Raw genomic sequence first — 22,349 nt, forward strand, 5'->3', positions numbered from 1 at the left:
TACGGCCCGCGGGCGCATCCACCCGCGGGCCGTACAGGAAGGGTCGTTCAGACGCAGGCCGTACGCACGACGTCGGCCAGCCGCCCCGCCACCTGGGTGGCGTGCTCCTCGGAAGCGGCCTCCACCATGACCCGGATCATCGGCTCGGTTCCGCTCGGCCGGATCAGCACCCGGCCGGTCTCGCCCAGCTCGGCCTCCGCCTCGGCGACGGCGGCGACGAGCTCGGGCACCGAGGCCTTGCCCTTGTCCACGTCCTTGACGTTGATCAGGATCTGCGGCAGCGGCGTCATCACCGCGGCCAGCTCCTTCAGCGGCACGCCCGACTTGGCCATCACGCCCAGCAGGTGCAGCGAGGTGAGCAGGCCGTCGCCCGTGGTGGCGTGGTCGAGCATGATGACGTGCCCCGACTGCTCGCCGCCCAGGTTGAAGCCGTCGGACTTCATCCGCTCCAGCACGTAGCGGTCGCCCACCGCGGTCTCCACCACGGTGATCCCCGCGCCGCGCATCGCGAGCTTGAAGCCCAGGTTGGACATCACGGTGGCGACGACGGTGTCCTTGGCCAGCGTGCCCTCGCCGTGCATGGCGGCGGCGAGGATGGCCATGATGTGGTCGCCGTCGATGATCGCGCCCGTGTGGTCCACCGCCAGGCAGCGGTCGGCGTCGCCGTCGTAGGCCACACCCAGGTCGGCCCCGCGCGAGATGACGACCTGCTGGAGCTTGTCCAGGTGGGTCGAGCCGTGGCCGGCGTTGATGTTCAGGCCGTCGGGCCTGGCGCCGATCGCCTCGACCCTGGCGCCCGCGCGCAGCAGCGCCTCCGGTGCCACCATGTGGGCGGCCCCGTGTGCGCAGTCGACCACGATGTTCAGCCCGTCCAGGGACGCGCTCATCGTGGTCAGCACGTGGGAGATGTACCGGTCCGCCTCCCCGTACGCGTCGCGCACGCGGCCGACGCCGGAGCCGACGGGGAAGCTCCACTCCTCACCGAGCCGGCGCTCGATCTCGTCCTCGACGGCGTCGGACAGCTTGAAGCCGCCGCGCGCCAGGAACTTGATGCCGTTGTCGGGCGCCGGGTTGTGCGAGGCCGACAGCATGACCCCGAGATCGGCGCCGAGCGCGGCGGTGAGGTGGGCGACGGCCGGGGTGGGCAGCACGCCGAGGCGCAGCACATCCACTCCAGACGCCGCGAGGCCGGCGACCACGGCGGCCTCGAGAAACTCTCCCGAGGCACGCGGGTCCCGGCCCACGACCGCCACCGGACGGCGTCCGGTAGCGGCGAACGCGCCTGCATCGCCGAGGACGTGCGCCGCCGCCACGGACAGATCCATGGCGAGCTCCGCCGTGAGGTCGCGACCAGCGACCCCACGTACCCCGTCGGTGCCGAAAAGGCGCGCCAACTTAGCGCTTGCTGTACTGCGGAGCCTTACGGGCCTTCTTGAGGCCGTACTTCTTCCGCTCCGTGGCGCGGGCGTCACGGGTGAGGAAGCCGGCCTTCTTCAGCGGCGGGCGGTTGACCTCGACGTCCAGGATCGCCAGGGCGCGGGACAGGCCCATGCGCAGCGCGCCGGCCTGGCCGGTGACGCCGCCGCCGTCGATGCGGGCGATGACGTCGAACGCCTCCTCGGCGCCGAGCACCACGAAGGGCTCGTTGACGATCTGCTGGTGGACCTTGTTCGGGAAGTAGACGTCCAGCGAACGACCGTTGATCGTCCACTTGCCGGTGCCGGGGACGATGCGCACGCGGGCGATCGCCTCCTTGCGGCGGCCGGTGCCGTACGAGTTGCCCGTGGTGACGGGCTTGCGCACGGGAGCGTCGGCGCTGGCGGCGGACTCGGTGGTGTATTCGGACGGGAAGTCCTCGCCGGAGAAGTCCTCCAGCTCGGCCGTCTCTACGGCCGTCTCGACACCGGTGGGCTCAGCCACGGTTCTCCTCTAACTCTTTCGAACTACTACTGGGCGATCTGGGTGATCTCGAACGGCACCGGCTGCTGGGCCTGGTGCGGGTGCTCGGAACCCGCGTAGACCTTCAGCTTCTTGGCCATCTTCCGACCGAGGGAGTTCTTCGGCAGCATGCCCTTCACGGCCTTCTCGACGGCCTTGTCGGGGCGCTTGTCCATGAGCTCGCCATAGCTGACGGAACGCAGACCGCCCGGGTAGCCCGAGTGGCGGTACGCCTTCTTCTGCTCACGCTTGTTACCGCTCAGCGCGATCTTGTCGGCGTTGATGACGATGACGAAGTCACCGGTGTCGACGTGGTTCGCGAAGATCGGCTTGTGCTTGCCGCGGAGCAGGGTCGCGACGTGGCTGGCCAGCCGGCCCAGCACGACATCGGTCGCGTCGATGACGTACCACTGACGCTGGACGTCGGCGGGCTTCGGTGAGTACGTGCGCACGGTCGTAGCCTTCTTTATGCTCGCGTCTTCGGCGCTGTCGGATGCGACAGCTACATTGGTCGGTCGGTGCGGGCACACGACGGCCCGGACCTTCCGTCTCCTCAACACGGGAGATGACGCCGGACGCGCCGCGCATTGGTCACGCTGGACCTATGCACACAACGAACCTAAGCTACCCGCCCAAAGGCGTGCAGGTCAAAGTGACCGGTAACCCGAGGCGAGTCTACCCGACCGCAGAACGGTTCGATTTCGTTTCCCTGGGACCCCTTCTTTCCCAGGACCAGACATCTCTATCGTTAGCGGCGGTATGTGGCGGATCTCTCACACCCGGCAAACCCAGCGCGGCCTTCGGCGCCGGAGCCGCTTGGGTCTGCTGACCTGCCTCTTGGCCGTGCTCTTCACCGGCGTGCTCATCGGCCGGCTGACCAACGGTCCCGAGCCCGCCCCCCACGTCTACCTGAACGAGACCGTCCCGCCCGCCGCCGCCACCGCCAACCCCGCGCCCACGGCGGCCAGGAAGGCACAGCCCCAGGCCGAGCGCATCCCCCGCGGCATCACCACGAAGCAGTCGGCCCGCGACCCGGCCACCCCCAAGCCGACCAGGACTCCCAAGGACCAGATCGACGGCTTCAACACGCACGACGACCCCGCGGTGCTCGCCGACCCCCACGACGACGAGGTGCGGGTCATCACGGGCCTGGCCTCCAGGGTCGTCACCCTGACCAACTCCGCCCGGGCGCGGCGCGGCTGCGGGCCGCTGCGGGTGGACACCTCGCTCACCCGCTCCGCGCGTGCGCACTCGCTCGAGATGGCCCGTACGGGGCGGCTGTCGCACAACTCCCCCGACGGCGCCTCACCCTGGGAACGGATGGAGCGCGCCGGATACCGCTGGGGCTCCGCCGAGAACATCGGCGCCGGATACGTCACCGCCGAAGAGGCGATGGACGGCTGGATGGCCAGCCGCGACCACCGCACGAACATCCTGGACTGCGACCTGAAAGCCATCGGCGTCGGCGTCGCCTCGGGCCCGGGCGGACCATGGTGGACTCAGGACTTCGGAACCCAATGACGAACATCACGGTAATGTCGCCGCATGGTTTCCAACGGCAGTGGGGAACGTGAGAACGGCTCGGGCAGCGCCCCCTACGGGTTGGGAGGCGGCCCGAAAGGTCCGGGCGACGCTCCCGCAGACGGTGCCCCCTACGGTGGCGGTCCCGCTGACGGCGGTTCCTCTGGTGGCTTCTTCACCAGCCGCGGCCCCGCGAACGACGGCGCCTCGGGCAACGGGCCGTCCTCCGGTGGCTTCTTCACCAGCGGCGGCCCCGCGGGCGCACCCGGCAACGGCGGCCCCCCGAACGGCGGCCCTGTGAACGGCGGCCCCGCGAACGGCGGCAACGGCTCCTCGGGCGGCTTCTTCGGCGGCCCCTCCGGCAACGGGCCCGACCGGCCCTCCGGGTCCACCGACCCCTTCGGCAGCAGGCCGCGCGACCCCTTCGACAGCGGCCCCGGCGGCTTCGGCGGCCCCTCCGGCAGCTTCTTCACCAGCGGCGGCCCCGCGGGCGCACCCGGCAACGGCAGCCCAGGCGGCCCCACGAACGGCGGCCCCGGCAACGGCGAGCCCAGAGGCGGCTCCGGAGGCGGCGACCCCTTCAGCGCCGGCGGGCCGGGAGGCGGCGACTTCTTCGGCGGCGGCGGGCCGGGAGGTAGCGGCTCCGGCGGCGACCCCTTCGCCGGTGGCGGCGGCCCCGGTGGCGGCCCTGGCAGTGGCGGTCCCGGTGGCGGCGGCCGTGGCGGTGGTGCCGGGGGCGGCAGGCCCTCCGGCGGCCCTCCGAGCGGCCCGCAGTCCGGTGGCGGCTTCTTCGGCTCCGACCCGTTCGGTGGTGACCCCTTCAGCGGCGGGCCTTTCGGCGGCGGCGGCCCGAACGGCCCCGGCCCAGGCGGCCCCGGCGGCGGCCCTGGCGGCCCAGGTGGCGGTCCCGGTGGTGGCCCCGGCGGTGGCCCGGGCGGGCAAGGCCCCGACGGACGTCCTGATGGGCGCGCCGAAGGGCGTGCCGAGGGACGCGGCGGAGGCCGCCGTGGAAGGCGCGCGGCCGACTCCGACGACAGCGCACCTCCCAGCCGTGGCAAGGACCCCTTCGCCACCGACACCCCCGGCGACGACGCTCCCGCGACCGGCAAGTCCCGCCGTTCCCGCAAGGACCGCAAGGCGTCCGACGACACCGACCAGAACGACAAGGACGACACCTCCCGGGGAACGCAGAGCCGGGTCGGCTGGAGCCCCTACGACGAGGGCGGCAACCGCTCGCGCGGCCCGCTGCTGGCCACGATCGGCGGCGTGGTGGTGCTCGGCCTCCTCGGCGGCGGCCTCTACCTGATGTGGAACGCCGACTCCCCCACCTCCGCCGAGACCGCCACCCCCAGACAGACCTCGGCGCCGCTGCCGTCGGCCCCGCCCGGCAAGTACGGGTTCGCCGCCGACCGCGAGACCGACCCCGACGGGATCTCGGTGAAGGAGTTCTTCGGCTCGAAGAAGAAGTTCACGGTCTCGGGCCGCGGCTACGAGATGACGATCACCAGCAAGGACAAGAAGTGCGAGGACGGCGCCCTGGGCGATGCCCTCAAGAAGGCGCTCAAGTCCGCCAAGTGCAACCAGTTCCTGCGCGCGAGCTTCCGCGACAAGGCCGGCAAGGTGATCGGCACGGTGGGCGTGGCCAACCTCAGCACGAGCAAGAACGCGAGCAAGGTGGCCAAGAGCGGCAACGACGAGAACTACGTCAAGCCGCTGGCGGGCAAGGACAGCGTCACGAAGCTCCTCGGCTCCGGTGCCGGCGGCGCGAAGGTCTCGACGTTCGGGCACTACGCGATCCTGGTCTGGTTCCAGAACAAGGACGGCACGAAGCCCGACTCGAAGGGGTCGAAGCAGATTTCCGAGGCCATCAACGACATCACCAAGGCCACCGTGTTCCAGGCTCTGGATCACCGGGCGCTCACCGGCAGCGCGCTGAGCTGAGCGGTCTTTGTGGGGCATATGCGCCTGTAGCGGGCTCGTGAGACCTCTGGGAACACCCATACCGACATAACGATCTCGCTACTCTCGCTAGGCTCCAGCTATGCGTGGCCAGGAACCCGGGTCTGAGCACGATCGCAGGGAAGCCGACCGCTCGGCCGTACCCGCGACGCCACCGCCGAGCTTCGGCCAGACCGACGGGCAAGACGTTCCAGCGGCGTTCGCTCCATCCGGCGAGGCGGACGCTCCCGTCCCACCCGTCCTCCAGGGATCGGCCTCCGACGAGGAGACGTCGCCCGGCGCCCAGCCATGGGAAGTGCCGGGCGACGACGCCGCCCCGTACGACTGGTTCTCCGACCCCACCCACCCCGACCACGGCCTCTCCGGTCCCCCACAGCCCGACCAGCACGCCTTCGGCGGACAGCACCAGTCCCCCGAACCACCCACCGGCCATCACGCCTTCGCCCCGCAGCCGCCCACCTGGGAGCCGCCGACCGCGCAGGATGGCACGCAGGTTCCCCAGGCGGACCAGCCCCACGGCGCCCACGGCGTTCAGCAGGACCAGCCCGTCCACCCGCAGGGCGTTCAGCAGGACCAGCACGTCCACCCGCATGACGTTCAGCAGGACCAGCACTTCCTCCCGCAGAACGCACCTGCCGACCAGCCCTTCGACGCGCAGGGCGCCCAGGAGGCACCTGCCCACCAGCCCTTCACCCCGCCCGCGTACCAGGAGCCGTTCGCCGCGCCCCCGACCGGTTTCACCCCCTTCGGCACCCCCGAGTCCGACCACCCGTGGCAGGCGGACGACGACCAGACCCGCCCGGGCCGCATCCAGGACATCCGCCCCTGGGACCAGCAGGAGCACGACCCCGGCCAGGACCTGGGCCGGTGGCCGGCGGAGCCGGTGGTGCCGGGCGCGCCGCCGTGGGAGCCGCCGCCCGCGTTCACGGCCGCAGCGGCGGGCATGCCGGCCTGGCCCGCCCCCATCTCGGACCCGCACGCCATGCCACCCTGGCCGGCCGCCACGGGCGAGCTGGAGGCCGAGCCTGACGAGCCGAGCCTCCCCCCGCCCTTCGACCCGAACGCCACCAACCCCGAGGGCTTCGCCCGCCCGGCCCACTACTTCGACCCCGAGGCCGCGAAGCTGGACGCCGCCCACCACCCGGCCCAGAGCACACCCGCCCCCACCGAGCAGGACGCCACCAACCCCACCGGCCCCCGCCCCGCCTTCCTGACCACGGACGCCACGACACCGCCCGACGGCGAGCCGCCCGCCACCCAGCCGAGCCCCGGCCAAGGCACCGCCCAGGACGCCGCACACCCGAGCCCCGGCCAAGGCCCCACGCCGGGCACCGGCCAAGGCTCCACGCCGGGCACCGGCCAAGGCACCCCACCGGCCCCCGCCCAGGGCCAGCCCCCCACCGGCCACCAGGAAGACCTGGAGCCGGACGACACCCGCCTGGCCCTCCCCTTCCCGACCGCCCCGGGCGCCCACCCCCCACCCCTCGGCGCCCCCGTCGCCACGGAAGACCCCGCCGCCGACCAGCCCCCGGCCCACTACTTCGACCCCAACGCGAACCAGTCCACCCGCCCCCCGGAGCCCGGCGACGTACCCGTCTGGCCCCCCACACCCCCCACCGGTGACAAACTGCCCGAGCTCCCCTTCTCCAGAGAAACCTGGGGCCAGCGCCCGTCCACCTCGCTGGACCTCCCCCGGCCCCCGGCAGGCGGCCCGGCCTTCCCGCCGGGCGCGTTCAAGCAGCCCCCGTTCCAGACCCCGCCCCCACCCCCACCACCGGCGAAGAGCAAGCGGGCGTTGCTGGTGACGCTGGGCGCGCTGGCCCTGGCGGGCGTGGCGACGGGCGGCTTCTTCGCCTTCCAGGCCGTGAGCGGCGCCCCGCCCACCACGGCCGCGGCCCGCTCCACCGCGCCACCGAGCGCCGCCACCGCGCAGACCCCGCCGCCGGACGCCGCCGGCACGTCGATACTCAACTCCGAGCAGACCGACCCGCAGAAGCTGTCGCTGTCGGAGGCGTTCCCGAAGAAGAAGGTCGGCGCGGCGGGCACCACGTTCACCAGGGTCAAGGCCGACATGGAGACGACCTGCGAGAAGGCCGCCACGGGCGAGTTCGCCGACGCGCTCAAGGAGCAGAAGTGCAGCCGGGTCCTGAGGGCCACGTACGTCGACAGCAAGCGCCGCTACGCCGTCACCACCGGCATCGCCGTCCTGCCTGACAGGAACGCCGCCGCCACCGCCGACCAGGCGAAGAACCTCTCCCGCAACATCTGGTTCCGCCCGCTGCCCGGCCCGGAGAAGTCGGGCGGCGAGCGCGTGCACATCGCGGGCGGCTACGCCTCGGGCCTGGTCTGGGGCCGCTACATCGTCTTCAGCTACGCCACCCACGCCGACGGCCACACGCCGGAGGCCAAGGACAAGACGTTGCCCAAGGTCAGCGGGGCGTTCAGGGACCAGACCTCACTCGTGCTCGAGCGCCGCATCACCAAGGGCTGAGGCCGCCGTCCGCACTCGCCGCGTGGCCCGCGCCCGCGCGGCGAGCTCCGGCTCCGGCGGGTATCCGACCTCTTCCAGGCACAGCCCGTGCGCGGGCGCGACGTGCACCCCGGAGTCCCGTACGGCCGCCGTCAGCACCTGCCCGGGCCACTCCACGGGCCGCCGCCCGTCACCGGCCGCCAGCAGCGACCCGACCAGCGCCCGCACCATCGAGTGGCAGAACGCGTCGGCCACCACGGTGGCCTCCAGCACCCCGTCCGGCTGCCGGGCCCAGTCCAGCCGCTGCAGCTCCCTGATCGTCGTGGCGCCCTCGCGCTTCTTGCAGAATGCCGCGAAGTCGTGCTCGCCGATCAGTCGCGACGCGGCCGCGTTCATCGCCCCGAGGTCGAGGGGCCGGTTGTGCCAGACCACCTCGCGCCGCCGCAGCGGGTCGACGCCGCCGGGAGCGTCACCCACCCGGTACGCGTACCGCCGGAACATCGCGGAGAACCGTGCGTCAAAGCCCTCAGGAGCCACCGAGACCCGATAAATCCGTACATCTGGCTCCAGGACCCCGCCGAGCCGTCTCACGAGCGCAGCGAGCCGCTCATCGACGCCCAGGCGCCCCCGGTTCCCGTCGAGCTCCCCCAGCGCCGCCTCCGGCACGTCCACGTGGGCCACCTGCCCCCGCGCGTGCACCCCGGCGTCGGTACGCCCGGCCACGGTCAGCATGGCGGGCCCGTCGAGCCGCAGGATCCGGCCGAGCGCCTGCTCGATCTCCCCCTGGACCGTACGCAGCCCCGGCTGCCTGGCCCATCCGGAGAAGCCGGTCCCGTCGTACGCGAGATCGAGGCGGAGCCGTACCACGATGGTTCTCCCTCACCTATGGAAAAGGGCCCGAACCCCCGCGAGGGGATCCGGGCCCATCTCATCCAGCCTGAAAGATCAGGCCTCGTCCTTCTTCGCCTCAGGAGCCTCGGCGCCCTCGGCGGGAGCCTCGGCGGCCTCCGCCTTGGTCTCCTCAGCGGCGGCGGCCTCGGGGGCCTCCTCAGCGGCCTCGGCCTTGGTCTCCTCCTCGGCCGGGGCGGCGGCCGGAGCAGCAGCCGGGGCCTCGGTGCGGCGGGTGGTGACGCCGCCCAGCGGCTCGGTCACCAGCTCGATGACCGCCATCGGGGCGTTGTCGCCCTTACGCGGGCCGATCTTGGTGATACGGGTGTAGCCACCGGGCCGCTCGGCGAACGTCACCGCGAGCTCGGTGAACAGGTGGTGCACGACGCCCTTGTCCCGAACGACGGTCAGGACCTGACGCCGGTTGTGGATGTCGCCCTTCTTCGCCTTGGTGATCAGGCGCTCCGCCAGCGGGCGCAGGCGCTTGGCCTTGGCGACCGTCGTGCGGATCTTGCCGTGGCGGAACAGGTCCGTGGCCAGGTTGGCCAGGATCAGCCGCTCGTGCGCCGGGCTGCCGCCAAGACGTGCACCCTTGGTGGGCTTGGGCATGTTAGTTCTCCTTGGGAGTTCACCCGCTCCGGCCGTACCAGGTACCGGGGTCGGGCCGCCAGGCCCCCGGGTCGGGGGCCCGCGCTATCTGGGAATCAGTACTGCTCGGTCTCGACGTACGCGCTGTCGTCGTCGTCGTAGCCGCCGCCGGCCACCGCGCTCGGGTCGAACCCGGGCGGGGAGTCCTTGAGCGCCAGCGACATCTCGTGCAGCTTCTGCTTGACCTCTTCGATCGACTTGGCGCCGAAGTTGCGGATGTCGAGCAGGTCCTGCTCGCTGCGGGCGACGAGCTCACCCACGGTGTGGATGCCCTCGCGCTTGAGGCAGTTGTAGGAGCGGACCGTGAGGTTCAGCTCCTCGATCGGCAGCGCCAGGTCGGCCGCGAGGGCGGCGTCGGTCGGCGACGGGCCGATGTCGATGCCCTCGGCCTCGACGTTGAGCTCGCGGGCCAGGCCGAAGAGCTCGACGAGGGTCTTACCGGCGGAGGCCACCGCGTCGCGGGGCTTCATGGCCGGCTTGGTCTCGACGTCGAGGATGAGGCGGTCGAAGTCGGTGCGCTGCTCGACTCGGGTCGCCTCGACCTTGTAGGTGACCTTGAGGACCGGGGAGTAGATCGAGTCGATCGGGATCCGGCCGATCTCCTGGCCCGGCTGCTTGTTCTGCGCGGCGGAGACGTAGCCGCGACCGCGCTCGACGGTCAGCTCCATCTCCAGCTTCGCCTTGCCGTTCAGCGTGGCGATGCGCAGCTCGGGGTTGTGCACCTCGACACCGGCCGGAGGCGCGATGTCGGCGGCGGTGACCTCGCCCGGGCCCTGCTTGCGCAGGTACATCACGACCGGCTCGTCGTGCTCGGAGGAGACGACCAGCTCCTTGAGGTTGAGGATGATGTCGGTGACGTCTTCCTTGACCCCGGGAACGGTCGAGAACTCGTGCAGCACGCCCTCGATGCGGATGCTCGTCACGGCCGCGCCCGGGATGGACGACAGCAGCGTGCGGCGCAGAGAGTTGCCGATGGTGTAACCGAAGCCCGGCTCCAGCGGCTCGATGACGAACCGGGACCGGGTCTCGTCGATCGACTCTTCGAGAAGAGTCGGACGCTGAGCGATCAGCATGTGGGTCTCCCCTGGTTTCGTGTGGCGACCGCTATATGACGCCACTCCGATAAAAACAGCCTAGTCGGGATGCGGCGTGCCGCACCCCGACCGGACCGGTGACTACTTACTTCGAGTAGAGCTCGACGATGAGCTGCTCCTGGACCTGGGTGTCGATCTGCTGGCGGACCGGCAGCTGGTGAACCAGGACGCGGAGCTTCTCGGGCACGACACCGAGCCACGCGGGCACGGTGCGCTCGCCGGCGGTGGCGCGGGCCACCTCGTACGGCAGGAGGTTGCGCTTGGTCTCGCGCACCTCGATGATGTCGTGCTCGCGCACGCGGTACGACGGGATGTCGACCTTCTTGCCGTTCACCGTGATGTGCCCGTGGCGGACCTGCTGGCGAGCGGCGTCGCGCGACTGGGCGAAACCGGCGCGGTAGACGACGTTGTCGAGGCGGCTCTCCAGGATCTGGAGCAGCACCTCACCGGTCTTGCCCGTCTTGCGGGTGGCCTCCTCGTAGTAGTTCGCGAACTGCTTCTCGAGGACGCCGTAGATGCGGCGGGTCTTCTGCTTCTCACGAAGCTGAAGCTGGTACTCGGACTCCTTGGGGCGTCCGCGGCCGTGCTCACCCGGCGGGTAAGGACGGATCTCGATGGGGCACTTGGCGGATTCGCACTTGCTGCCCTTGAGGAAGAGCTTGGTCTTCTCGCGACGGCAGAGCTTGCAGTCCGCGCCCGTGTAACGAGCCATTTCTCTGTATCTCCTGGGCTAATTCAGACGCGGCGGCGCTTCGGCGGCCGGCAACCGTTGTGCGGGACCGGGGTGACGTCCTGGATCGAGCCCACCTCCAGGCCGGTGGCCTGCAGCGAGCGGATCGCGGTCTCACGGCCGGAGCCGGGGCCCTTGACGAAGACGTCGACCTTGCGCATGCCGTGCTCCATGGCGCGGCGGGCGGCGTTCTCGGCGGCCATCTGGGCGGCGAACGGGGTGGACTTACGGGAGCCCTTGAAACCCACGTGGCCGGCGCTGGCCCAGGAGATCACGTTCCCGTTCGGGTCCGTGATCGAGACGATCGTGTTGTTGAACGTGCTCTTGATGTGGGCGTGCCCATGAGCGACGTTCTTCTTCTCCTTGCGGCGCACCTTCTTCGGCGCACCCTGGCGGCTCTTAGGAGGCATTGCTTGCCTTCACTCCTGAGGTCTTCGGTCCGCGGCGCGGGACTACTTCTTACCGGGCTTCTTCTTGCCGGCGACGGTCTTCTTCTTGCCCTTACGGGTACGCGCGTTGGTCTGGGTGCGCTGACCGTGCACGGGCAGGCCCTTGCGGTGCCGGATGCCCTGGTAGCAACCGATCTCGATCTTGCGACGGATGTCGGCCTGAACCTCGCGGCGCAGGTCACCCTCGATCTTGAAGTTCGCCTCGATGTAGTCACGCATCGGGACGAGCTCGGTGTCGGAGAGCTGGTGCACGCGGAGATCGCCGCTGACGCCGGTGGCCTGGAGGATCTCCTGGGCGCGGGTGCGGCCGATTCCGTAGATGTAGGTGAGAGCGATCTCCAGCCGCTTGTCGCGGGGGAGGTCGACGCCAACCAGGCGAGCCATGGTCGGGCATTCTCCTTCTTTGTGGCGGAGGTCTTGCGCCGCACTACCCCTCCCCAATGCCCGGGGTGAGGGCCCCGGCCTCCGACCGGGGGTCTCCTGAACGGTTCAGCGAGAGCACTGCCTGTTCAGGTGTGAGACGCGACTACTTGATGCAGGCTCCTCATGGATCGAGCCCGCTCCCTGATGGGGCGGACTCGGAGAAGCCTTGCGGCGACTAACCCTGGCGCTGCTTGTGGCGCAGGTTGTCGCAGATCACCATGACGCGACCGTGCCGGCGGATCACCTTGCACTTGTCGCAGATCTTCTTGACGCTCGGCTTTACCTTCATTGTCCTTCGTGTCCTCAGACGTCTTTACTTGTATCGGTAGACGATCCGCCCACGACTCAGGTCGTAGGGGCTCAGCTCAACAACGACCCGGTCATCGGGAAGGATTCGGATGTAGTGCATCCGCATGCGTCCGCTGATGTGGGCCAGGACTTTGTGGCCGTTGTCGAGCTGCACCCGGAACATGGCGTTCGGGAGCGATTCGACCACAGTGCCCTCGATCTCGATGGCGCCGTCTTTCTTGGCCAAAATTCCTCGCGTTTCACTGATCGGTCGTCTGAGGCTCCGGTTCACTACGCAGCCGCGACCTTCACGCTTCGAAGAGAGCGACGATCGGCAAGGATCGCCGACGCGTGGAAAGTCATAGTGAGCCGACTAAGGAGTGTACGACACCTGAGCCCAAAACGCGAAACGCGTGCCAGGTGTCCTGACACAACCATGAGTGAGTGTACCCCACGCCTCCAATGCCTGACGCGCACAGCGCGAGGCCCGCCGGAGATTCCCGGCGGGCCCGTCCGTGTGGGGTCCATCAGTAGATGCGGTGCTGCGAGCCGCAGTACGCGTACTTCCCGCCCCAGCAGGTCCAGGTGTAGACCTTCTTGATCCCCTTGCCCGACCACACCCCGTGGTGCGAGCCGTCCCACTTCTTGTAGAACTTGTACCACTTGCCGCCGGAGTAGTACTTGAACCAGACGTAGCCGTACTTCGGCGTGTACTCCTTGCCGTACCAGTGGGTGTAGACCTTCTTGCCCGACTTGTAGGTCTTGCCGTAGGTGTAGGCCTTCTTGCCGCTGGAGTGGTACGGGCCCCAGCTCCCCAGCGACCCGGTCGCCTGCGTGGCGGCCTGGGCGGCGGGGGCTGCGGCGAGGCCGGCGAACACCATCGAGCCGGCGAGAGCGGTGGCTGCAAGGACCTTGCGCATGTGGGTTCCTCCGTGAGTCGTGGTCCGACACAGCTCACGTTAGGAAGCCGGGCCTGTCCGCACTGCGCAGGAATTCACACAGTGCACTACTGCACAGAGCCCCTACGTACGCTTCGGCCTGCTGTCCCCGAAGATGGTGCTCACCAGCAGGATCACGCCCCACGGGCCCATCACCCACAGCGGCCAGGGGTAGGCGGGGTCGCCGGACGTGATGCTCACGATCAGCCAGATCACCCAGTTGATGCCGCTGGCCGCCGCCCAGGCGCTCCAGGCCGCCTTCATGCCGCTGTGCATGCCCTGCTGCTGCGGCTTGGCCGCCGCGCCCGCCTTGACCGGCAGGTGGCGCAGGTCCACGTCGGGCAGGTCGGACGTCAGCTTGGCCAGCTCACCGTAGGTCTTGCTCTGGTAGAGGCTCTCGAGCCGCTCGTTGAACTCGTCCATCGTGATGCGGCCCTGCGCCGTGTGCTCGCGGAGGATGGCAGCGACCCGGTCTCGGTCGGCGTCGGAGGCACGCATCTCGGGGCTGTTCTTCGCCATCCCAATCACTCCCGGCTAGAGCTGAAGTTGAGCCAGGCGCGATTCGCCCCCATCCAGGGCGGTAAGCACCCAAGGACCATTATGTGTCACGGCCACGCTGTGTTCGAAGTGTGCGGAGTGCTTACCGTCGATCGTCACGACGGTCCAGTCGTCGGCCAGCACGCGGGTGCGCTCGGTGCCGAGGTTGACCATCGGCTCGATGGCCAGGCACATGCCCTCCTCCAGCGCCGGGCCGCGGCCGGGCTTGCCGTGGTTGGCGATCCACGGGTCCATGTGCATCTCGGTGCCGATGCCGTGGCCGCCGTACTCGGGAGGGATGCCGTAGCGGCCCTGGGACTTCACGTAGCGCTCGACCTCGTACCCGATGTCGGACAGGTGCCGGCCGGGCTTCAGCGCGGCGATGCCGCGCCACATGGCCTCCTCCGTGACCCGCATCAGCTCGGTCAGCTTCTGGTCCACCTCGCCGACCGGGACCGTGACGGCGGAGTCGCCGTGCCAGCCCTCCAGGATCGCGCCGCAGTCGATGGAGATGATGTCGCCCTCGCGCAGCTTGCGGGCGTCCGTCGGGATGCCGTGAACGACCTCGTCGTTCACCGACGCGCAGATCGTGGCGGGGAAGCCCTGGTAGCCCTTGAACGACGGGATCGCGCCCTCGCCCCTGATCGCCTTCTCGGCGATGACGTCGAGGTCGAGCGGCGTCATGCCGGGCTCGACCGAGCGCTTGAGCAGGTCGAGCGTGCGCCCGACCACCAGGCCCGCGGCCCGCATCTTCTCGAGCTGCTCCGGCGACTTGATCTGGATGCCGTGTCTGTTGCGTTTGAACATCTTCTGCCCCCCTGGGTCTCAACGGGCCACGGTGGGGGCCCAATTCCCCCCACAATAGCCGCGAGGTGGCACGGAAACCCGTGCCACCTCCGCAAATCGGTCGTAACTGGACTAGCCCAGGAACGGCCGGATCGCGTCCATGGCCCGCTGAGTGACCTCCTCGACCGGCCCTGTCGCGTCGACGCCCACGAGGATGTCCTCGTCGGCGTAGTAGGAGACCAGCGGTGCCGTCTGCTCCTGGTAGACCTCCAGGCGGTGCCTGACGGTCTCCTCCTTGTCGTCGTCACGCTGGAAGAGCGCGCCCCCGCACGCGTCACACTTGTCGTCCTTCTTGTCGTCGAACTCGACGTGCCAGATGCGGCCGCACTGGCTGCAGGTGCGCCGGCCGGCGAGCCGCCTGACCACCTCGTCGTCGTCGACCACGAGCTCCAGAACGAGATCGAGCGCCTGGCCCCAGTCCTTGAGCATGTCGCGCAGGATCTCCGCCTGCGCGACGTTCCTCGGGAAGCCGTCGAGCAGGAACCCGTCCTGCGCGTCGTCCTCGGACAGACGGTCACGGACCATGGCGATGGTGACCTCGTCGGGCACCAGGTCGCCACGGTCCATGTACGTCTTGGCCAGCTTGCCAAGGTCCGTGCCGCCGGAGACGTTGGCACGGAAGATGTCACCTGTCGAGATTTTCGGGATGGACAGGTTCGATGCGATGTACTGGGCCTGTGTCCCCTTACCCGCTCCGGGGGGCCCGACCAGAACGAGACGCACTACCGCAGGAAACCTTCGTAGTTACGCTGCTGCAGCTGGCTCTCGATCTGCTTCACCGTGTCCAGGCCGACGCCTACCATGATCAGAATGCTCGTCCCTCCGAACGGGAAGTTCTGGCTCGCACCGGCCACCGCCAGCGCGACGATCGGGACCATGGAGATCAGACCCAGATAGAGCGCGCCAGGCGCGGTCAGACGGGTGAGCACGAAGTTCAGGTATTCAGCCGTCGGACGGCCGGGGCGGATGCCCGGAATGAATCCACCGTACTTCTTCATGTTGTCGGCGACTTCAGTGGGGTTGAACGTAATCGACACGTAGAAGTAGGTGAAGAAGATGATCAGCAGGAAGAACGTGGCCATGTAGATCGGGGTGTCGCCCGTGGCCAGGTTCTGCGAGATCCAGGTGATCACCACGTTGTCGCTGGTCTGGAAGAGCGACGTGATCAGCTGCGGCAGGTAGAGCAGGGACGACGCGAAGATCACCGGGATGATGCCGGCCTGGTTGACCTTCAGCGGGATGTAGGTGGAGGTGCCGCCGTACATCCTGCGGCCCACCATGCGCTTGGCGTACTGCACCGGGATGCGGCGCTGGGCCTGCTCGACGAACACGACCGCGGCGATCATGAAGACGCCGACCACCATGACGACGGCGAAGGTGAACTTGTTCGCCTGGAAGATGTTGGCCAGCTCGGAGGGGAAGACCGCGACGACCTGCGTGAAGATCAGGATCGACATGCCGTTGCCGACACCGCGGTCGGTGATGAGCTCACCCAGCCACATGATCACCGACGTACCGGCGGTCATGATGACCACCATCGTCACGATCATGAAGATGTTGTCGGGGTCGAGCAGGACGTCCTGCTGGCAGTTCGGGAAGAGCTGGCCGGTACGGGCCAGCGCGATGAAGGCGGTGGACTGCAGAACCGCGAGCCCGATGGTCAGATAACGCGTATACTGCGTGATCTTGGTCTGGCCGGATTGGCCTTCCTTCTTCAGCGCTTCGAGTCGCGGAATGACCACGACGAGCAGCTGGAGAATGATGCTCGCGGTGATGTACGGCATGATGCCCAGCGCGAACACGGAAAGCTTCAGCAGCGCACCGCCGCTGAAGAGCTGGACCATCCCGTAGATGTTGCCGGTGTCGCCACTCCGAGCCTGGTCGAAACAGGCGGCGAGGTTCTGGACGTGGACTCCCGGGGTCGGAAGAACCGAGCCGAGACGGAAAAGCGCGATGATGCCCAGGGTGAAGAGCAACTTCTTGCGCAGGTCCGGTGTCCGGAACGCCCGGGTAAACGCGGTCAGCACGGTCCCTCCTGCGCGCCTTTACGGCGGTGTGAGTAAGCGATGGTGCGGGGATCTGCCATCTGAAGTCTCATGTCAAACGAGCCGGACAGAAGCCTGCCGTCTCGCGAACTCTAACGCACTACGGGCGTGGGGGCCCATTGTCAAAGCCCCCACGCCTCGTCATAGCGTTACTACAGCTCGGTAACGGAACCACCGGCGGCGGCGATCTTCTCCTTCGCGGAGGACGAGAAGGCGTGAGCCGTCACGTTCACCGCGACCGAGATCTCGCCGGTGCCGAGCACCTTCACGAGCTGGTTCTTGCGAACAGCACCCTTGGCGACCAGACCCTCGACGGTGACCTCGCCACCCTCGGGGAACAGCTCGCCGATCCTGTCGAGGTTGACGACCTGGTAGGTCGTCTTGAACAGGGCGTTGGAGAAGCCCTTGAGCTTCGGCAGACGCCTCTGCAGCGGCACCTGGCCACCCTCGAAGCCGAGGGGAACCGTCGTACGGGCGTGCGAGCCCTTGGTGCCGCGACCGGCCGTCTTGCCCTTCGACGCCTCGCCGCGACCCTTGCGGATCTTCGACTTGTTGGCGCCGGGGGCGGGACGCAGGTCGTGAATCTTGAGCGGAGCCTTGTCAGTCATGACTAGTCGACCTCTTCCACCTCGACGAGGTGCGTCACCACGGAGACCATCCCGCGAATCTCGGGCCGGTCCTCCTTGACGACGACGTCGCCGATTCGCTTCAGGCCAAGCGAACGCAGCGAGTCACGCTGGTTCTGCTTGCCACCGATCTTCGAGCGAACCTGAGTGATCTTCAGGCGTGCCATGACTAGCTCACCGCCTTCGCGGCCGCAGCCTCCGCCAGGCCCTCACGCTGAGCCTTGAGCATGGCCGGCGGGGCCACGTCCTCGATCGGCAGGCCACGGCGGGCGGCGATCTCCTCGGGGCGCGAGAGGCCCTTCAGAGCCGCCACGGTGGCGTGCACGATGTTGATCGGGTTGTCGGAGCCGAGCGACTTGGACAGCACGTCGTGGATGCCCGCGCACTCCAGGACCGCGCGCACCGGGCCACCGGCGATGACGCCGGTACCGGCCGAGGCCGGACGCAGGAAGACGACGCCGGCCGCCTCCTCGCCCTGCACGGTGTGCGGGATCGTGCCCTGGATCCTGGGCACCTTGAAGAAGTGCTTCTTCGCCTCTTCGACACCCTTGGCGATGGCCGCGGGGACTTCCTTGGCCTTGCCATAGCCGACGCCGACCAGGCCGTTGCCGTCACCGACGACGACGAGGGCGGTGAAGCTGAAGCGACGACCACCCTTCACGACCTTGGCCACTCGGTTGATCTTCACTACGCGCTCGATGTACGAGACGCCCTTGTCGGCGGCGCCGCCGCGGCGATCGTCACGACGGTCCCGCCGCTCGCCACCGGTGCCGCCACCGCGACGCGGAGCTGCAGCCATCAGTGGTTCCTCTTCTCAGTAGCCATCAGAACTCGAGCCCGCCTTCGCGGGCACTGTCCGCCAGGGCCGCGATGCGGCCGGCGTAGCGGTTGCCACCGCGGTCGAAGACGACCTTGGTGATCCCGGCTTCCTTGGCCCGCTGAGCGAGGAGCTCGCCGACCTTCTTCGCCTTCTCCGTCTTGTCGCCCTCCAGCGAACGCAGCGAGGCGTCCATGGTGGAGGCGCTCACCAGCGTGTGGCCGACGGAGTCGTCCACGATCTGGACGAACATGTGACGCGTCGAGCGGTTGACGACCAGGCGCGGACGCTCGGCCGTACCGACCACGAACTTGCGGACGCGGCGGTGACGGCGGGCCCGCGAAACGGTGCGGGCAGCCGTGTGCTTGCTGAACGCAACCTTCGGAGCCATGCCTACTTACCAGCCTTTCCGACCTTGCGGCGGATCTGTTCGCCCTGGTAGCGCACGCCCTTGCCCTTGTACGGGTCAGGCTTGCGCAACTTGCGGATGTTGGCCGCGACCTCGCCGACCTTCTGCTTGTCGATGCCGTCCACGTGGAACAGGGTCGGCTTCTCGACGCGGAAGCTGACGCCCTCGGGGGCGTCGACGATGACCGGGTGGCTGAAGCCCAGAGAGAACTCCAGCTGCGTCGGGCCCTTGGCCTGGACGCGGTAACCGACGCCGACGATCTCAAGGCTCTTGGAGTAGCCCTGAGTGACGCCCTGCACCATGTTGGCGATCAGCGTCCTGGACAGGCCGTGCAGCGCACGGACCTTGTTCTCGTCGTTGGGCCGGGAGACGGCGATCGCGCCGTCGTCGTCGCGCACCACCGTGATGGGCTCGGCGACCGTGTGAGTGAGCGTGCCCTTCGGGCCCTTGACCTGGACATCCTGGCCGTCGATCGTGATGTCGACGCCACTCGGCACAGGGATGGGCAGCCGTCCGATTCGCGACATGCTGTGTTCCTCCCCTCTACCAGACGTAGGCGAGGACTTCGCCGCCCACGCCACGCTTGCCGGCCTGCTTGTCGGTCATGAGGCCGTGGGACGTCGAGATGATCGCGACGCCCAGTCCGCCCAGGACTCGAGGCAGGTTGTCCTTCTTCGCATAAACCCGCAGACCGGGCTTGGAAACCCGGCGCAGGCCCGCGAGCGAGCGCTCACGGGTGGGCCCGAACTTGAGCTCCACCACGAGGTTCTTCCCGACCTTGGCGTCCTCGACGGTCCAAGCCTGGATGTAACCCTCCTGCTGGAGGATCTCGGCGATGTGCGCCTTGATCTTCGAGTACGGCATCGACACGCTGTCGTGGTACGCCGAATTCGCGTTACGCAGACGCGTGAGCATGTCTGCGATCGGGTCGGTCATCGTCATGGCCAGTGGCCTTCCTCGCCGCGGTTTCCAGTCGGTGAAGCGCTTTTGACGGTCGAGTCCGCCTTGCGGCTACCTCTCCGCGCTCTACCGGTGGACCTTCGGCGTGGTCACGGACACCCCCGGAGAGGCGTCCTGATTCTGCTATCCGAATATGAGTGCCCGATGGGCGGCACTCGGGCCGCCCACCAGGTTACCTACCAGCTCGACTTGGTGATGCCGGGCAGCTCGCCCCGGTGCGCCATCTCGCGGAAGCACACGCGGCACAGGCCGAACTTCCTGTAGACGGCGCGCGGACGGCCGCAGCGCGAGCACCGCGTGTACGCCCGGACCTCGAACTTCTGCTTGCGCCCCGCCTTGGCGATCAGCGACTTCTTCGCCATTGGATCAGGCCTCCTTGAACGGGAAGCCGAGGAGCTTCAGCAGCGCCCGGCCCTGGTCGTCGTTCTTCGCGGTGGTCACGATCGTGATGTCCATGCCCCGCGGCCGGTCGACCTTGTCCTGGTCGACCTCGTGGAACATGACCTGCTCGGTCAGACCGAACGTGTAGTTGCCGTTGCCGTCGAACTGCTTCGGCGACAGGCCCCGGAAGTCCCGGATTCGGGGCAGGGCCAGCGCCAGCAGCCGGTCGAGGAACTCCCACATGCGGTCGCCGCGCAGCGTGACGTGCGCGCCGATCGGCATGCCCTCGCGCAGCTTGAACTGCGCGATGGACTTGCGCGCCCGGACGACGGCCGGCTTCTGGCCGGTGATCGCGGTGAGGTCGCGGACGGCACCTTCGATGAGCTTGGAGTCACGAGCCGCCTCGCCCACGCCCATGTTGACCTTGATCTTGGTCAGGGCCGGGATCTGCATGACGTTCTCGATGCCGAACTGCTCGCGAAGCTGCGCCGCGATCTCCTCGCGGTACTTCGTCTTGAGTCGCGGCGTCGGACGCTCGGTCTCGGTCTCAGTGGTCGTGGCAGTCATCAGCTGTCCTCACCCGTCTCGTCGGCCTTCTTCTCGTCGGCCTTCTTGTCGGCGGGCTTGTCGTCCTTGAGCTTCTTCACGTTCGAGACGTGGATCGGGCCCTCCATGGTCTGCACACCGCCGGTCTTGGCGCCGCGCGGGCCCTGGTGGGTCTCCTTGGCGTGCTTCTTGATCATGTTGACGCCCTCGACCACCACGCGGTCCTCGCGCGGCAGCGTGGCGATCACACGGCCCTTGGCACCCTTGTCCTTGCCGGCGATGACCTGGACCAGGTCACCCTTGCGCACGTGCAGCGACTTCGGCATTACAACACCTCCGGGGCGAGCGAGATGATGCGCATGAACTTCTTGTCGCGCAGCTCGCGGCCGACCGGGCCGAAGATACGAGTGCCACGAGGGTCACCGCTGTCCTTGATGATGACGGCGGCGTTCTCGTCGAAGCGGATGTAGGAGCCGTCGGGCCGGCGCCGCTCCTTGACCGTGCGGACGATGACGGCCTTGACCACATCGCCCTTCTTGACGCCCGTGCTGCCCGGCAGCGCGTCCTTGACAGTGGCGACGATGACGTCGCCGATACCGGCGTAGCGTCGGCCCGAACCACCGAGAACGCGGATGCAAAGGATCTCCTTCGCGCCCGTGTTGTCGGCGACCTTGAGCCGCGACTCCTGCTGGATCACGTCTACTCCTGTTAGTCGCGCCGGTTCTCATTTCTGAGCCTGGCGGAACCTGGCATTGTCTTGTTCCCACGGCCACAGCGCCCCTCAGGGCGCCGCACCGCAGGCGACGCGAGGCCGTCGGGCCCCGCGTCCTTGGACGCCGTCATGGGGGCTCACAGAGCCCCCACGAGGCGCGTTGTATCCGAGAGGGCCTACTTGGCCTTCTCGAGGATCTCCACGACCCTCCACCGCTTGGTGGCGGAGAGGGGGCGGGTCTCCATCAGCAGCACGCGGTCGCCGACGCCGCAGGCGTTGGCCTCGTCGTGCGCCTTGTACTTGGTCGTACGGCGGATGACCTTGCCGTACAGACGGTGCTTCACGCGGTCCTCGACGGCGACGACGACGGTCTTGTCCATCTTGTCGCTGACGACGAGGCCCTCGCGGACCTTGCGGAAGTGCCGCCCGGACTCGGCGGTCTCAGCGGTCTCGTTGGTCTCGGTGGTCTCAGCCATCGCTCGTCTCCTTCTCGACCGTGACGATGCCCAGCTCGCGCTCGCGCATCACGGTGTAGATACGGGCGATCTCGCGGCGGACGGCGCGCAGCCGCCCGTGGCTCTCCAACTGACCGGTCGCCGACTGGAAGCGGAGGTTGAACAGCTCCTCCTTCGCCTCCTTCAGCTTCTGGACGAGGGTCTCCTCGTCCTCGAGCCGCAGCTCCCCGGCGGTCAGGCCCTTAGCCATCACGCCTCACCCACTTCACGCTTAACGATCTTGCACTTCATCGGGAGCTTGTGGATCGCACGCTGAAGCGCCTCGCGAGCGATCGGCTCCGCCACGCCGGACAGCTCGAACATCACGCGTCCGGGCTTGACGTTGGCGATCCACCACTCCGGCGAACCCTTACCGGAACCCATGCGGGTCTCGGCCGGCTTCTTCGTGAGCGGACGGTCGGGGTAGATGTTGATCCACACCTTGCCGCCACGGCGGATGTGACGGGTCATGGCGATACGAGCGGACTCGATCTGGCGGTTGGTCACGTAGGAGTGCTCAACAGCCTGAATGCCGAACTCGCCGAACACGACCCTGGTGCCGCCCTTGGCGGCTCCGCTGCGGTCAGGCCGGTGCTGCTTGCGGTGCTTGACCCTGCGCGGGATCAGCAT

The 22,349-nt window shown here is 68.6% G+C and carries 32 protein-coding genes; 3 read left to right on the plus strand and 29 right to left on the minus strand.

Features of this window, described 5'->3' with window-relative positions; translation table 11 throughout:
* Positions 1–47: 47 nt before the first annotated feature.
* Genes glmM through rplM form a run of 3 tightly spaced genes read right to left on the minus strand, consistent with a single transcriptional unit; the run spans position 48 to position 2,390 of the window.
* Positions 48–1,394 carry a phosphoglucosamine mutase gene (gene glmM / locus HD593_RS52165; RefSeq protein WP_185110289.1) on the minus strand — a complete coding sequence of 449 codons (1,347 nt, stop codon included), beginning with the start codon at positions 1,392–1,394 and terminating at the stop codon, positions 48–50.
* Position 1,395: 1 nt separating this feature from the next.
* Complete coding sequence (rpsI, locus tag HD593_RS52170; RefSeq protein WP_185110290.1) at positions 1,396–1,920, minus strand: 30S ribosomal protein S9; 525 nt, start codon at positions 1,918–1,920, stop codon at positions 1,396–1,398.
* A 26-nt stretch (positions 1,921–1,946) separates the two neighbouring features.
* Positions 1,947–2,390 carry a 50S ribosomal protein L13 gene (rplM, locus tag HD593_RS52175; RefSeq protein WP_106236123.1) on the minus strand — a complete coding sequence of 148 codons (444 nt, stop codon included), beginning with the start codon at positions 2,388–2,390 and terminating at the stop codon, positions 1,947–1,949.
* A 364-nt stretch (positions 2,391–2,754) separates the two neighbouring features.
* Here rplM and HD593_RS52180 point away from each other — a divergent pair, with 364 nt between their 5' ends.
* The 3 genes from HD593_RS52180 (at position 2,755) to HD593_RS52190 (ending at position 7,909) form a co-directional block, all read left to right on the plus strand.
* Positions 2,755–3,459, plus strand: a complete 705-nt coding sequence (locus HD593_RS52180; protein ID WP_185110291.1) for a CAP domain-containing protein — start codon at positions 2,755–2,757, stop codon at positions 3,457–3,459.
* A gap of 24 nt (positions 3,460–3,483) precedes the next feature.
* Complete coding sequence (locus HD593_RS52185; protein ID WP_185110292.1) at positions 3,484–5,400, plus strand: hypothetical protein; 1,917 nt, start codon at positions 3,484–3,486, stop codon at positions 5,398–5,400.
* 100 nt (positions 5,401–5,500) lie between these two features.
* Positions 5,501–7,909, plus strand: coding sequence for a hypothetical protein (locus tag HD593_RS52190; RefSeq protein WP_185110293.1), 2,409 nt, complete (start codon positions 5,501–5,503; stop codon positions 7,907–7,909).
* On the opposite strand, the gene truA is transcribed toward HD593_RS52190, so the two are convergent.
* The 26 genes from truA to rplP all read right to left on the minus strand — a co-directional run bounded on the left by truA (position 7,874) and on the right by rplP (position 22,349).
* A complete protein-coding gene (gene truA / locus HD593_RS52195; protein ID WP_185110294.1) occupies positions 7,874–8,755 on the minus strand; it encodes a tRNA pseudouridine(38-40) synthase TruA in 882 nt (293 codons plus the stop codon). The genes HD593_RS52190 and truA overlap by 36 nt on opposite strands.
* 78 nt (positions 8,756–8,833) lie before the next feature.
* A complete protein-coding gene (gene rplQ / locus HD593_RS52200) occupies positions 8,834–9,385 on the minus strand; it encodes a 50S ribosomal protein L17 (RefSeq protein WP_185110295.1) in 552 nt (183 codons plus the stop codon).
* A 95-nt stretch (positions 9,386–9,480) separates the two neighbouring features.
* A complete protein-coding gene (locus HD593_RS52205; RefSeq protein ID WP_043623495.1) occupies positions 9,481–10,497 on the minus strand; it encodes a DNA-directed RNA polymerase subunit alpha in 1,017 nt (338 codons plus the stop codon).
* Between the two features lie 106 nt (positions 10,498–10,603).
* The gene (gene rpsD / locus HD593_RS52210; RefSeq protein WP_185110296.1) at positions 10,604–11,230 is read right to left on the minus strand and encodes a 30S ribosomal protein S4; all 627 of its coding nucleotides are present in this window, start codon (positions 11,228–11,230) and stop codon (positions 10,604–10,606) included.
* 23 nt (positions 11,231–11,253) lie between these two features.
* Entirely contained in the window at positions 11,254–11,658 is a 405-nt protein-coding gene (gene rpsK / locus HD593_RS52215; protein WP_020542285.1) for a 30S ribosomal protein S11, read from the minus strand.
* Positions 11,659–11,700: 42 nt separating this feature from the next.
* A complete protein-coding gene (gene rpsM, locus HD593_RS52220; RefSeq protein ID WP_043623489.1) occupies positions 11,701–12,081 on the minus strand; it encodes a 30S ribosomal protein S13 in 381 nt (126 codons plus the stop codon).
* 214 nt (positions 12,082–12,295) lie between these two features.
* Positions 12,296–12,409, minus strand: coding sequence for a 50S ribosomal protein L36 (gene rpmJ, locus HD593_RS52225; protein ID WP_003956441.1), 114 nt, complete (start codon positions 12,407–12,409; stop codon positions 12,296–12,298).
* A 24-nt stretch (positions 12,410–12,433) separates the two neighbouring features.
* Positions 12,434–12,655, minus strand: coding sequence for a translation initiation factor IF-1 (infA, locus tag HD593_RS52230; RefSeq protein ID WP_012887858.1), 222 nt, complete (start codon positions 12,653–12,655; stop codon positions 12,434–12,436).
* A 280-nt stretch (positions 12,656–12,935) separates the two neighbouring features.
* Entirely contained in the window at positions 12,936–13,328 is a 393-nt protein-coding gene (locus HD593_RS52235) for a hypothetical protein (protein ID WP_185110297.1), read from the minus strand.
* Between the two features lie 102 nt (positions 13,329–13,430).
* A complete protein-coding gene (locus HD593_RS52240) occupies positions 13,431–13,865 on the minus strand; it encodes a DUF1707 SHOCT-like domain-containing protein (protein ID WP_185110298.1) in 435 nt (144 codons plus the stop codon).
* A 15-nt stretch (positions 13,866–13,880) separates the two neighbouring features.
* The gene (gene map, locus HD593_RS52245) at positions 13,881–14,690 is read right to left on the minus strand and encodes a type I methionyl aminopeptidase (RefSeq protein ID WP_185110299.1); all 810 of its coding nucleotides are present in this window, start codon (positions 14,688–14,690) and stop codon (positions 13,881–13,883) included.
* A 111-nt stretch (positions 14,691–14,801) separates the two neighbouring features.
* Positions 14,802–15,452, minus strand: a complete 651-nt coding sequence (locus HD593_RS52250; protein WP_185110300.1) for an adenylate kinase — start codon at positions 15,450–15,452, stop codon at positions 14,802–14,804.
* Positions 15,452–16,756 (minus strand): preprotein translocase subunit SecY, encoded by a 1,305-nt coding sequence (gene secY / locus HD593_RS52255; protein WP_185110301.1) that lies wholly within the window; start codon positions 16,754–16,756, stop codon positions 15,452–15,454. Before secY ends, HD593_RS52250 begins: the two co-directional genes overlap by 1 nt.
* 170 nt (positions 16,757–16,926) lie before the next feature.
* Complete coding sequence (rplO, locus tag HD593_RS52260) at positions 16,927–17,382, minus strand: 50S ribosomal protein L15 (protein WP_185110302.1); 456 nt, start codon at positions 17,380–17,382, stop codon at positions 16,927–16,929.
* 2 nt (positions 17,383–17,384) lie between these two features.
* Positions 17,385–17,567 (minus strand): 50S ribosomal protein L30, encoded by a 183-nt coding sequence (gene rpmD / locus HD593_RS52265; protein ID WP_080043226.1) that lies wholly within the window; start codon positions 17,565–17,567, stop codon positions 17,385–17,387.
* A gap of 2 nt (positions 17,568–17,569) precedes the next feature.
* The gene (gene rpsE / locus HD593_RS52270; protein ID WP_043623468.1) at positions 17,570–18,199 is read right to left on the minus strand and encodes a 30S ribosomal protein S5; all 630 of its coding nucleotides are present in this window, start codon (positions 18,197–18,199) and stop codon (positions 17,570–17,572) included.
* 25 nt (positions 18,200–18,224) lie between these two features.
* The gene (rplR, locus tag HD593_RS52275; RefSeq protein ID WP_185110303.1) at positions 18,225–18,608 is read right to left on the minus strand and encodes a 50S ribosomal protein L18; all 384 of its coding nucleotides are present in this window, start codon (positions 18,606–18,608) and stop codon (positions 18,225–18,227) included.
* A 2-nt stretch (positions 18,609–18,610) separates the two neighbouring features.
* Positions 18,611–19,153: a 50S ribosomal protein L6 gene (gene rplF, locus HD593_RS52280; protein WP_185110304.1), complete on the minus strand. Its 543-nt coding sequence runs from the start codon at positions 19,151–19,153 to the stop codon at positions 18,611–18,613.
* A 16-nt stretch (positions 19,154–19,169) separates the two neighbouring features.
* On the minus strand, positions 19,170–19,568 hold the full coding sequence (rpsH, locus tag HD593_RS52285) for a 30S ribosomal protein S8 (protein ID WP_020542297.1): 399 nt from the start codon (positions 19,566–19,568) through the stop codon (positions 19,170–19,172).
* A gap of 194 nt (positions 19,569–19,762) precedes the next feature.
* Positions 19,763–19,948: a type Z 30S ribosomal protein S14 gene (locus HD593_RS52290; protein ID WP_020542298.1), complete on the minus strand. Its 186-nt coding sequence runs from the start codon at positions 19,946–19,948 to the stop codon at positions 19,763–19,765.
* Between the two features lie 4 nt (positions 19,949–19,952).
* The gene (rplE, locus tag HD593_RS52295) at positions 19,953–20,534 is read right to left on the minus strand and encodes a 50S ribosomal protein L5 (RefSeq protein WP_185110305.1); all 582 of its coding nucleotides are present in this window, start codon (positions 20,532–20,534) and stop codon (positions 19,953–19,955) included.
* The gene (gene rplX, locus HD593_RS52300; protein ID WP_185110306.1) at positions 20,534–20,839 is read right to left on the minus strand and encodes a 50S ribosomal protein L24; all 306 of its coding nucleotides are present in this window, start codon (positions 20,837–20,839) and stop codon (positions 20,534–20,536) included. Before rplX ends, rplE begins: the two co-directional genes overlap by 1 nt.
* Positions 20,839–21,210: a 50S ribosomal protein L14 gene (rplN, locus tag HD593_RS52305; protein ID WP_026214151.1), complete on the minus strand. Its 372-nt coding sequence runs from the start codon at positions 21,208–21,210 to the stop codon at positions 20,839–20,841. Before rplN ends, rplX begins: the two co-directional genes overlap by 1 nt.
* A 191-nt stretch (positions 21,211–21,401) precedes the next feature.
* Positions 21,402–21,701 (minus strand): 30S ribosomal protein S17, encoded by a 300-nt coding sequence (gene rpsQ, locus HD593_RS52310; protein WP_185110307.1) that lies wholly within the window; start codon positions 21,699–21,701, stop codon positions 21,402–21,404.
* Positions 21,694–21,930: a 50S ribosomal protein L29 gene (gene rpmC, locus HD593_RS52315; RefSeq protein WP_132337013.1), complete on the minus strand. Its 237-nt coding sequence runs from the start codon at positions 21,928–21,930 to the stop codon at positions 21,694–21,696. Before rpmC ends, rpsQ begins: the two co-directional genes overlap by 8 nt.
* Complete coding sequence (gene rplP, locus HD593_RS52320) at positions 21,930–22,349, minus strand: 50S ribosomal protein L16 (protein ID WP_080043233.1); 420 nt, start codon at positions 22,347–22,349, stop codon at positions 21,930–21,932. Before rplP ends, rpmC begins: the two co-directional genes overlap by 1 nt.

The sequence above is a fragment of the Nonomuraea rubra genome (genome assembly GCF_014207985.1).
Lineage (GTDB): Bacteria > Actinomycetota > Actinomycetes > Streptosporangiales > Streptosporangiaceae > Nonomuraea > Nonomuraea rubra.